This is a genomic window from uncultured Pseudacidovorax sp. (assembly GCF_913773995.1).
Taxonomy (GTDB): domain Bacteria; phylum Pseudomonadota; class Gammaproteobacteria; order Burkholderiales; family Burkholderiaceae_C; genus Xenophilus.
The window spans coordinates 1-10,123 of the sequence record NZ_CAJYES010000198.1 but is presented as its reverse complement, the minus strand read 5'-3'; the positions used below and the strand labels follow the sequence as shown (position 1 = coordinate 10,123).

The window sequence follows — 10,123 nt, the reverse complement described above, 5'->3', positions numbered from 1 at the left end:
CTCGCCCAGCCCCATGGCATCCGCCATGCGCAGCACCTGCTGCACGGCGCCGGTCACGGGCATGGGCGCGCCGCTGTCGCGTGCGACGGCAGCGACGGTGTCGATGTCCTTCAGCATGGTGGCGAGCGCGCCGATGATCTGCGGCTGGGCCTGCGCCATGCGGGGCGCGAAGACCTGCAGCGGCTTGGAATCGGCCCAGCCACCCGCCAGCGCCGGTGCCAGCCGCTCGATGGCGATGCCGTTGCGCTCGGCAAAGCCGATGGCCTCGGCCAGCGCGACGACTGCGGTGGCCACCAGCGTCTGGTTGCACAGCTTGGTGGCCTGGCCCGCGCCACTGCTGCCCATGTGGGTGATGTTGCCGGCATAGGCGCGCAGGGCACTGAAGGCTTCGTCCAGATGCGTGGCCTCGCCGCCGACCATGATGGCCAGCGTGCCGGCCTCCACGCCGCCGATGCCGCCGGAGACCGGTGCGTCCAGCCAGTGGGCGCCGCTGGCGGCCAGCAGCCGGGTGGCGAAGTCGCGGGTGCGCTGCGGATGGATGCTGGAATGGTCGGCCAGCCAGCGCAGGCCGCGCACCTGCGCCAGGCCGTCGGTGCCGAAGACCACGGCCTCGACCGCGTCGGCGTCGAACAGGCACATCAGCGCGCCATCGGCGCCTTCAGCGGCCTCGGCCGGTGTGGCGGCCACCTGCGCGCCCAGGGCGGCCAGCGGCGCGGCCTTGGCGGGCGAGCGGTTCCAGACGCGCACGGTGTGACCGGCGGCCAGCAGGCGGCGGACCATGGGTGCGCCCATCAGGCCCAGGCCGCAGAAAGCGAGGGTCAGCGGGCGTGGTGTTACGGGGGCGCTCATCGATCAGCCTTTCGCGGCGCGCGGTTCATCGTCGGAAGCGTCCTGCTCATTGCTGCGCGTCCTTGCCGCCCAGGCCCTCGCCGAGCGACGGCACCTGATCCTCTTCGGGATAGGGCCAATCGACGCAGCCCGAATGGGTGACGGCACCCAGGTGCGTGGGGCCGACCAGCTTGGCGTACTTCTCCAGTGCACCGGCCAGACGCTCGCGCTGGAAGGGCTTGGCCGCGGCGCGACGGCGCTCGAGTTCAGCCTCCTCGACGTCCAGCACGATGCTGCCGGCCGCCGCGTCGATGCGGATGCGGTCGCCGTCCTGCACCAGGGCAATGGGCCCGCCGGCCGCCGACTCGGGGCTGGCGTAGCCGATGCACATGCCGCGCGTGGCGCCGGAGAAGCGGCCGTCGGTCAGCAGGGCCACCTGCTCGCCGCGGCCCTGGCCGTAGATGGCGGCGGTGACGGCCAGCATCTCCCGCATGCCGGGGCCGCCGCGCGGGCCTTCGTTGCGGATCACCAGCACGTCGCCCGGCTCGTAGGTTTGGGCGGCGACGGCCTTCATGCAGTCTTCCTCGGTCTCGAACACGCGGGCGCGGCCGTCGAACTGCAGCGACTTGAGGCCGGCGATCTTGATCAGGGCACCGTCCGGGCAGAGGTTGCCCTTGAGCACGACCAGCCCGCCCGACGCGTGAATGGGCGCGGACGACTCGCGCACGATGCGCCCGTCCGGTCCCGGAAAGGCCGCCAGCTCCTCGGCCAGCGTGCGACCGGTGACGGTCATGGTGTGGCCGTGCAGGTGGCCGCTCTTCAGCAGCGCATTGAGCACCACCGGCACGCCGCCGATGACGTTCAGGTCCTTGGCCAGGTAGCGGCCGCCGGGCGACAGGTCGGCCACCAGCGGCGTGCGCTGGAACACGCGCGCCACGTCGTCGAAGGTGAAGACGATGCCGGCCTCGTGCGCAATGGCCGGGATGTGCAGCGCCGCATTGGTGCTGCCGCCGGTGGCGGCCACGGCGGCGCAGGCGTTCTCCAAGCTTTCGCGGGTGATGAGTTCGCGCGGCAGCGGACCGCCGTTCTCGATGATCTGCATCACGCGCAGGCCGGCGCGGCGGGCCAGCGCCAGGCGCTCGCTATAGACGGCCGGGATGGTGGCCGTGCCCAGCAGCGACAGGCCCAGCGCCTCGCCCACCATCGCCATGGTGTTGGCCGTGAACTGGCCGGGGCAAGCGCCAACGGTCATGGCACAGGTGCGCTCGATCTGGTCCAGCTGCTTAAGCGTGATGGCGCCGGTCTGGTGCCGGCCGGTGCCCTCGATGGCGGTGAGCACCGTGCGCTCCTCGCCCTCTGGCGAGTAGCCCGGCAGCATCGAGCCGCCATAGACGAAGACCGAGGGCACGTTCAGCCGCACCATGGCCATCATCATCCCGGGCAGCGTCTTGTCGCAGCCGCCGAAGGTGACCAGGCCGTCGTAGGCATGGCCGCGCACGGCCAGTTCGACGCTGTCGGCGATCAGCTCGCGCGACAGCAGGCTCATGCGCATGCCGTCGTGGCCCATCGAGGTGCCATCGGACACCGAGATGGTGGTGAAGCTCACCGGATGGCCGCCGCCCTCGGCCACACCCAGGCGGGCGTAGTCGGCCTGCGGGCCGAGCGACTTGGAGCAGGGCGTGTTGTCGCCGGCCGTGCTGACGATGCCGACCATCGACTTGGCGAGCGTTTCGTCGTCCATGCCGGTGGCGCGCAGGAAGCCGCGGTGGGCGGCGCGGCCCGGGCCTTCGGTGACGGCGCGGGAACGGTGCTTGTGCAGGGAGCGGGGTTGGTCGGTCATGGTGTGGGGCGGATCTTCAAGGGCGTGGAAGGGGGGTGATCGGGCAGTTCGGGGTCGAGGCGGTCGAAGACCCAGGCGATGTCCTGCTCCATGCAGTGGCGCGCCGCGGCGGCGTCGCCCGCGCGCAGGGCGGCCACGGTCTGCTCGTGCAGATGGTCGGAGGGCTGCTCGTCGGTGTGCAGGTACGCGCGCGTGGCGCGCAGGTAGGCGCCCGATTGCAGCCACAGGCTCTCGATCATGGCGATGAGCACCGGCGATTGCGCCGCCTGGTAGATGGTGAAGTGGAAGACGAGGTTCATCTCCAGGCTGGCGGGCAGGCTCTCGGGGGCGTGCCGTGCCCGCGTGATGCGCCGGGCCATGTCGTCCAGTTCGTCCAGTTGGGCGGGCAGGAGCCGCGGCGTGGCCCATTCGGTGGCCTGGCCTTCCACCAGCATCCGCACGCGGCGGATGTCGGCCAGCTTGTCGCGCGTGATCAGGGGCACGCGCGTAGTGCCGTTGGGCAATGGCTCCAGCCCTTGCTGGGCCACCAGCCGTCGCAGCGCCTCCCGCACGGGCATGGTGCTGGTGCCCAGCGCATCGGCCAGGTACTGGATGCCCAGCGGTTGGCCGGCGCGGAATTCGCCGTTCATGAGCTTGTTGCGCAGTGCCTGGTACACCGACTCGTTCACGGACGAGCGCGTGATCGGCTTGAGCAGGCCCAGGGTGTCGGTGGCCGACGCGTCGGACGGGGAGGCGAGAGCCATGCGGGTCGGAGTTTTGATGTTTGATCAAATCTTAGTCGCCATGCTGACGTTTGTCATCGGCGTTATCCCGCGCGGCGGCGCCCGCGTCCGGGGCAAGGTGCGGACTGCGACCGGTGCAGCACCCCTGCACCGATCCCGCTCCGCACGGTGCGGAACTGCCTCCGGTGATCGTCGTGGGGCTGGATTCCGGTCAAAGCCTTGCGCCGGTGCGGGCAGGTTCGCGTTCCTAGAATCTCTGCCCCCATCCCCAAGGCACGCATGACACAGGGTTCCATCCGCATCCGCGGCGCTCGCCAGCACAACCTCCGCAACCTCGATCTGGACATCCGCACGGGCGAGATGACGGTGGTCACCGGGCCCAGCGGCTCGGGCAAGTCCAGCCTGGTGTTCGACACCCTGTATGCCGAGGGCCAGCGCCGTTACGTGGAGACCTTCTCGGCCTATGCGCGCCAGTTCCTGGACCGCATGGACAAGCCTGCCGTCGACAAGGTGGAGGGCGTGCCGCCCGCCATTGCCATCGACCAGACCAACCCGGTGCGCAGCTCGCGCTCCACGGTCGGCACGATGACGGAGCTGAACGACCACCTCAAGATGCTGTTCGCGCGGGCGAGCCGGCTGTTCGACCGCGAGACCGCGCTGCCGGTGCGCCACGACACGCCCGATTCCATCTATGCCGAACTGCAGGCGCGTGCCGCGGCGGCTGGCGATCCGCGCGTGGTGGTGACCTTTCCGGTCGAACTGCCGGGCGGCACCAGCGAGGCCGAGGTGGAGCAATGGCTGTCGGCCAGCGGCTTCACGCGCGTGCATGCGCAGCGCGAGGTGGGCACGCCCACCGGCCCGCGCAAGGTGCTGGACGTGGTGGCCGACCGCTTCCGCATCGCGAACACCGAGCGGGCGCGGGTGATCGAGGCGCTGGAGGTGGCGCTCAAGCGCGGCACCGGCCGGGTGACGGTGCATGCGCTACCGGCGGAGGAGGGCGGCGAGGCCGAGACCTGGAAGTTCTCCACCGGCCTGCACTGCCCCGAGAGCGACATCCGCTATGCGGACCCGATCCCGTCGATGTTCAGCTTCAACTCGGCGGTGGGCGCTTGCGATACCTGCCGCGGCTTCGGCCGGGTGATCGGGGTGGACTTCAACCTGGTCATCCCCAACGACAAGCTGACGCTGCGCGCGGGCGCCATCAAGCCGATCCAGACGCCGGCTTGGCAGGAAGCGCAGGACGACCTGATGCGCCATGCCGAATCGGCCGGCATTCCGCGCGACACGCCCTGGAACAAGCTCACGCCCGAGCAGAAGCACTGGGTGATCGAAGGCTCGCCCAACTTCAAGGAAGGCAACTGGAACAAGCAGTGGTACGGCATCCGGCGCTTCTTCGGCTATCTGGAGAGCAAGGCCTACAAGATGCACATCCGCGTCTTGCTGTCCAAGTACCGCAGCTACACGCCCTGCCCGGCCTGCGGCGGCGCGCGGCTCAAGCTGGAGAGCCTGCTCTGGCGCGTGGGCGGCAAGGAGGATGCCGATGCCGTCCTCGCGCCGGCCAAGCGCTTCATGCCGGTCGGTGTGAAGTGGTCGCGCGATCAGCTGGAGGCGTTGCCGGGCCTGTGCCTGCATGACCTGATGCTGATGCCCATCGAGCGGCTGCGGCAATTTTTCGATCGTCTTACTTCTCCCTCCCCCTCTGGGGGAGGGCAGGGGTGGGGGCCCGCGGCGCTCGATGCGGCCGGCAGCCCCCATCCCGACTTTCCCCCAGAGGGGGAAGGAGAAAGACAGGCGCTCAAGCTGCTCTTCGAGGAGATCACCACCCGACTGCGCTACCTGCACGACGTGGGCATCGGCTACCTCACGCTCGACCGGCAGAGCCGCACGCTCTCCGGCGGCGAGGTGCAGCGCATCAACCTGACCACGGCGCTGGGCACATCGCTGGTCAACACCCTGTTCGTGCTGGACGAGCCCAGCATCGGCCTGCACCCGCGCGACATGGACCGCATCACCCAGGCCATGCAGCGTCTGCGCGATGCCGGCAACACGCTGGTGGTGGTGGAGCACGACCCCGCCGTGATGATCGCGGCCGACCGCGTGATCGACATGGGCCCGGGCCCCGGCGCGCGCGGCGGGCAGATCGTGTTCGATGGCTCCGTCGACGAGCTGCGCGGGGCCGACACGCTCACGGGCGAATACATGGGCGGGCGCAAGCACATCGGCATGGGCTTCAAGCGGCTCGTGTCCGAGAACACGCCACGGCTCATCCTGGAAGGTGCGCGAGAGCACAACCTGAAGGACGTGACGGTCGACATCCCGCTGCAGCGCCTGGTGGCCATCACCGGCGTCAGCGGCTCGGGCAAGTCGACGCTGATCCAGGACGTGCTGGCGCCGGCGCTGATGCGCCACTTCGGCAAGCCCACCGAGACGGCGGGCGCACATGACCGGCTGCTGGGCGCCGATCACCTGTCGGACGTGGTCTTCGTCGACCAGTCGCCCATCGGCAAGACGGCGCGCTCCAATCCGGCCAGCTACGTCGGCGCCTGGGACGCGGTGCGCGAGATCTTCGCCACCGCGCCGCTGGCCCGGCAGCGCGGCTACACGGCGGCCAAGTTCAGCTTCAACTCCGGCGACGGCCGCTGCCCGACTTGCGGCGGCTCGGGCTTCGAGCATGTGGAGATGCAGTTCCTGTCGGACGTGTACCTGCGCTGCCCCGACTGCGATGGCAAGCGCTACCGGCCCGAGATTCTGGAAGTCACCATCGAGCGCCCCCGCACCGTTCGGGCGGGGGATTCCCACGTCGTTCGGACTGAAAACCCCCCCACCGTTCGGGCTGAGGACTCCCAGACCGTTCGGGCAGAAAACCCCCACACCGTTCGGGCTGAGCCTGTCGAAGCCGGGACACGCCCTTCAACGCCGCACCAAGCCCAGGACACGCCAAGCGCGGCCCGCATGGGCATGGGCGTCTACAACGTCGCCGACATCCTCGACCTCACCGTGGCCGAGGCCCTGGCCGTGTTCGCCAACGACCGCGAGGTGCAGCGCGTGCTGCAGCCCATCGTGGACGTAGGCCTGGACTATGTGAAGCTGGGCCAGCCCGTGCCGACGCTGTCCGGTGGCGAAGCCCAGCGCCTCAAGCTCGCCGGCTTCCTGGCCGATGCGGCGGGCGGCGGCAGCAAGTCGCGCCAGCCGCTGGCCAAGAAGGGCACGCTCTTCCTCTTCGACGAGCCGACCACCGGCCTGCACTTCGACGACATCGCCCGCCTGATGCGCGCCCTGCGCAAGCTGCTGGACGCGGGCCATTCGCTGGTGGTCATCGAGCACAACCTGGACGTGATCCGTGCCAGCGACTGGGTGATCGACCTGGGCCCCGAAGGCGGCGAAGGCGGTGGCCTGGTGGTGGCCGAAGGCACGCCCGAGCAGGTGCGCGAGATGCCCGGCACCCACACCGGCGCGGCCCTGGCCGCCTACGAGACCGCGCTGGGCCCCGCCGCCCGCGTGGCGCGCGAGGCGCCGGCGCGCTACCGGCCGGTGCCGGCGCTAGGACGCGACGCCATCGAGATCGTCAACGCCCGCGAGCACAACCTCAAGAACCTGAGCGTGGAGATTCCGCGCGGCAAGTTCAGCGTGGTGACGGGCGTGAGCGGCTCGGGCAAGTCCACGCTGGCCTTCGACATCTTGTTCAACGAAGGGCAGCGGCGCTACCTAGAATCGCTCAATGCCTATGCGCGCAGCATCGTGCAGCCGGCCGGTCGGCCGGAGGTGGACGCCGTCTACGGCATTCCGCCCACGGTGGCCATCGAGCAGCGGCTGTCGCGCGGCGGCCGCAAGAGCACGGTGGGCACCACGACCGAGGTCTGGCACTTCCTGCGGCTGCTGTATGTCAAGCTGGGCATTCAGCACTGTGTGTTCGACGGGGCGGCCGTGCAGCCGCAGACGCCGGACAGCATCGTGGCCCAGGTCATGCGTCAGTTCCGCGGCCAGCACGTCGGCCTGCTGGCGCCGCTGGTGACCAACCGCAAGGGCGTCTACACCGAGCTGGCGGACTGGGCGCGCCCCCGCGGCTACACGCACCTGCGGGTGGATGGCCAGTTCCTGCCGACCACCGGCTTTCCGCGCCTGGACCGGTTCAAGGAGCACAGCATCGAGTTGCCGGTGGCCAGCGTGGATGTGCTCCCGTCGGAAGAGTCGCTGCTGCGCCAGGCCGTGACCTCGGCACTGGAGCATGGCAAGGGCGTGGTGCATGTGCTGTCCGACATCGGCGCGCTGCGGGCTGCGATGGAGGCGGGGCAGTCCACCGCCGGCATCGGCCATGCGCATGTTTTCTCCACGCTGCGCGCCTGCCCTGTGTGCGCCACGTCGTATGCGGAGCTCGACCCGCGCCTGTTCAGCTACAACAGCAAGCACGGCTGGTGCCCCGACTGCGTGGGCACCGGCGTCAAGCTCACGCGCGAGCAGCGCAAGGTCTTCGACGACTCGGTGCTGGCCGACGATCAGCGCGGTCGCGAGCAGACCTTCGCCGAGCCCGAGGCGGAGGATGTGGGCGACACCGTTTGCCCTACCTGCGAAGGCACGCGCCTGAACGCCACGGCGCGGGCGGTCAAGTTCGCGGGTGTCGGCATCGCCGAGATCGCGCGGCTTTCGGTGACGGACGTGCGGCGCTGGGTCGAATCGCTGGCGCTGGAAGGCCGGCAGGCCGACATCGCGCGCGACCTGATCCCCGAGATCGGCAGCCGGCTTGAGTTTCTGGAGGAAGTCGGCCTGGGCTACCTGACGCTTGACCGTGGTGCGCCCACGCTCAGCGGGGGCGAGGCGCAGCGCATCCGCCTGGCGGCGCAGCTGGGCAGCAACCTGCAGGGCGTGTGCTACGTGCTGGACGAGCCGACCATCGGTCTGCATGCACGCGACAACCAGATCCTGCTCGACGCCCTGCACAAGCTGGGCGACAAGGGCAACACGCTGGTGGTGGTCGAGCATGACGAGGACACCATCCGCCGCGCCGACCATGTGATCGACATCGGTCCCAGCGCCGGCAAGCGCGGCGGGCGTCTGGTTGCGCAGGGCACGGTGGACGAGGTCCAGCAGTCCGCGGAGTCGCTGACCGGCCGCTACCTGCGCGATGCGATCCGGCATCCGCTGCATGCGCGGCGCCCGGTCTCCGAGACGGCAGAGGAAGGCGAGGGCGCCGTGTCTTGGCTCGCCGTGGCCGGTGCGAACCTGCACAACCTGCAGTCGGTCGACGTGAGCATTCCACTCAACCGCCTGGTGGTGGTCACTGGTGTCAGCGGCTCGGGCAAGTCCACGCTGGCGCGCGACGTGCTGCTGGCCAATGTGCAGGCCATCGTGCAGCAGCGTTCGACCAAGGCCGGTCGTGATGCCGATGCGGCGGGCAAGCGCCCCCGTTGGATCGGCTGCACCGGCGTGGCCGGCTATGAGGAGATCGATCGGGTGCTCGAGGTCGACCAGACGCCCATCGGCAAGACGCCGCGCAGTTGCCCCGCCACCTACATCGGTTTCTGGGACACGATCCGCAAGCTCTTCGCGGATACGCTGGAAGCCAAGGCCCGCGGCTACGGCCCCGGCCGCTTCAGCTTCAACACCGGCGAAGGCCGCTGTCCGGGCTGCGAAGGCGCGGGCGTGCGGACCATCGAGATGAGCTTCCTGCCCGACGTGAAGGTGCCATGTGAGGTCTGCCACGGCGCCCGCTTCAATCCCGAGACGCTGGCCGTCACCTGGCGCGGCAAGAGCATCGGCGACGTGCTGCAGATGGAAGTGGACGAGGCTGTGGCGTTCTTCGCCAGCATGCCGAACATCAGCCATCCGCTGCAGCTGCTCAAGGATGTGGGTCTGGGTTACCTGACGCTGGGCCAGCCTTCACCGACTTTGTCCGGCGGCGAAGCGCAGCGGATCAAGTTGGTCACCGAGCTGAGCAAGGTGCGGGACGACGTCACGCGCCGGGGCAACAAGGCACCTCACACGTTGTATGTGCTGGACGAGCCGACGGTCGGCCTGCACATGGCCGACGTGGAGAAGCTGATCCATGTGCTGCATCGCCTCGTCAACGCCGGTCACAGCGTGGTGGTCATCGAGCACGACCTCGACCTCATCGCCGAGGCGGACTGGATTGTTGATCTAGGGCCCGAAGGTGGTTCGGGCGGCGGCCGTGTGGTGGCGTCGGCGCCACCGGAGGAGGTGGTGGCGCAAGGCACGCACACGGGCGTTGCGCTTCGGCCGGTGCTGGTGCGCGGGGCAGTTCAGGCGTGAAATTCCGTCGACGCTCCGGCGTCGACGGGCGAGAGGCGGGAAGGCCGGCTAATCTGTGCTCGCCGCCACTGGGGTGGTTCCCCGGTCGAGTGCTTTATTAGTGGAAGGTGTTGGTGAGGGAGCCTCGTTGCTTTTACCTCCCAAATCTGTAGAAGGCGAAGCCACGTGGCCTGTCTCGTGGCGCGGTTGCCTATAGGTGATCCACCGCGACAGTGGCACTTCAACTGGGAGAAGTTCCTGAGTCTCGGCCGTCCGGTCCGGTTCTCGTCGCTCGCTGCAAGTGCGTGGTTCAAGGGTGATCAGATCGCCGCCGGACGCGGCAAAGGAGCGGTGAAGATTTCTTGTAAGACCGTGCTTGCGTGCCAGTCGGATTACGTCCTATACTGGCAGGCTCGCTGACAGCTTCTTTGCTTTACGGAGTCGGATGTTTCGGCGAGGAGTCCGAATGTGTGACGAATCTTCTTGAGAA

The 10,123-nt window shown here is 69.2% G+C and carries 4 protein-coding genes; 1 reads left to right on the top strand and 3 read right to left on the bottom strand.

Annotation, left to right across the window (positions count from 1 at the left end):
• The 3 genes from QZ772_RS18805 to QZ772_RS18795 form a co-directional block, all read right to left on the bottom strand.
• Positions 1-849 (bottom strand): NAD(P)-dependent oxidoreductase (locus QZ772_RS18805; protein WP_295529410.1); only part of this gene is annotated, 849 nt, incomplete at its 3' end.
• 46 nt (positions 850-895) lie between these two features.
• Positions 896-2,668: a dihydroxy-acid dehydratase gene (ilvD, locus tag QZ772_RS18800; RefSeq protein ID WP_295529408.1), complete on the bottom strand. Its 1,773-nt coding sequence runs from the start codon at positions 2,666-2,668 to the stop codon at positions 896-898.
• Positions 2,665-3,411, bottom strand: a complete 747-nt coding sequence (locus tag QZ772_RS18795) for a GntR family transcriptional regulator (RefSeq protein ID WP_295529406.1) — start codon at positions 3,409-3,411, stop codon at positions 2,665-2,667. The genes ilvD and QZ772_RS18795 overlap by 4 nt, the downstream gene beginning before the upstream one ends.
• A gap of 258 nt (positions 3,412-3,669) precedes the next feature.
• Between QZ772_RS18795 and QZ772_RS18790 the strand changes: the two genes are divergently transcribed.
• A complete protein-coding gene (locus QZ772_RS18790) occupies positions 3,670-9,654 on the top strand; it encodes an excinuclease ABC subunit UvrA (protein ID WP_295529405.1) in 5,985 nt (1,994 codons plus the stop codon).
• Positions 9,655-10,123 lie beyond the last annotated feature (469 nt).